Annotated in this window: 2 pseudogenes; both read right to left on the reverse strand. The window is 49.4% G+C overall.

The features are described from left to right. A pseudogene (locus QZ506_RS17775) lies at positions 1 to 803 on the reverse strand (IS5 family transposase); the annotation flags it as partial. Positions 804 to 896: 93 nt separating this feature from the next. Continuing rightward, positions 897 to 1,412 (reverse strand): annotated as a pseudogene (locus tag QZ506_RS17780) (acyl-CoA thioesterase II); the annotation flags it as partial. Positions 1,413 to 1,550 lie beyond the last annotated feature (138 nt).

A 1,550-nucleotide genomic window follows, 5' to 3' on the forward strand; every position in this document is an offset into this window, starting at 1 on the left:
AGTTTAACCATCGACAGATAATTCCTCGCCGTTTTGTCATAACGTGTGGCAATACGGCGGTATTCTTTTAATCGGCCAAAACATCTTTCCACTACATTGCGATGACGGTAAGCGTCACTGGCGAACCGTGAGCGCCCGTCAGAAGCCATTTTTTCATTCGTTTTTCGGGGGATGACTGCCTTTATCCCCTTTCGTTTCAGCTCCTTGCGTAGTGCATGCCCTGAATAAGCCTTGTCAGCCAGCACCGCATAACCACGACGCTTCATGCTGCCATTATGGCGCTGAACACCAATACCGTCCAGAAGACGTAATGCGAACTGGCTTTCGTGAGCCTGTCCGGGGCTCAGCAGGATGTTTAACGGGAGACCACTTCCGTCTGTTGCCAGATGGATTTTGATGCCAAAACCACCGCGAGAGCGACCCGACCGTTATCTCCGGCGATATCGTGATGTTTTTTGAGCACCGGCAGCACATTTCAGCGCCCGGATATTACTGCCATCCAGCGCCGTAGCAGACCAGTCAACGAGACCATGCGCATCAAGAGCAGAAAGTAACCTATTGAAAATAATGTTAATCACATACGATTTTGACCAACGATTAAAGCGGTTATATACGGTTTTCCACGGACCATATCGCTCAGGTAAATCACGCCATGGAGCACCTGAGCACAGAATCCAGAACATACAATTGATGATTTTACGATGTTCTACCCATGGACGTCCGGCACGTGGTATTGCTGGTTCAGCAGGCAGTAAAGACTGGATGATCATCCATGCTTCATCGGGAAGGTCGTAGCGAGCCATAGTTTAATATACTGTGGAAACATACGGTTACTATAACTCAGGCAATTAAGGGACACAGCCCAGGACTGAGGATAGTGAGCAAATCATCTCTTTTTAAGACACATCATGCCGCCGCATGACCCCTTCTTGTACCGTTGAGGCCACCAGAATCCCGTCCCGGGTGTAGAACTGTCCACGAACGAAGCCACGGGCACCTGGAGCTGATGTACTTTCTACGGTGTAGAGCAGCCAGTCATCAAGGCGGAAAGGGGGGTGGAACCACATCGAGTGGTCAATGGTTGCGACTTGCATACCCTGCTCAAGGAATCCGACGCCGTGCGGTTGCAAGGCGGTGAGCAGGAAATTGCAGTCCGATGTGTAACCCAGTAGGTATTTATGAATGCGCTCGTCATCGGGCATGGTGCCATTGGCTCTGCACCATACGTGGCGCACGGTTTCATCCACGTGGCCTTTGAGTGGGTTATGAAATTTTACCGGACGCATTTCGATGGCGCGCTGTTGCAGAAATTTGTCACGAAATTGTTCAGGCAGTATATGTACCATGCTCTGCGCAATCTCTTGTTCTGAAGGCAAGGATTCGGGCCCAAGAACTTCAGGCATGGTATTTTGGGCTTTGTTGAATAAATAGAACTTTTGGGTAATCATCGGAGCAGATCACCACAGTTGTTTCAAAATCAGGTCTCCATGGCAAAACAAAATTTTAAAATCACCAACTGGCCCTCTTATAACAAGGCCCTCAAGCAGCGC

This window comes from Candidatus Symbiopectobacterium sp., from assembly GCF_020054415.1.
Taxonomy (GTDB): domain Bacteria; phylum Pseudomonadota; class Gammaproteobacteria; order Enterobacterales; family Enterobacteriaceae; genus Symbiopectobacterium.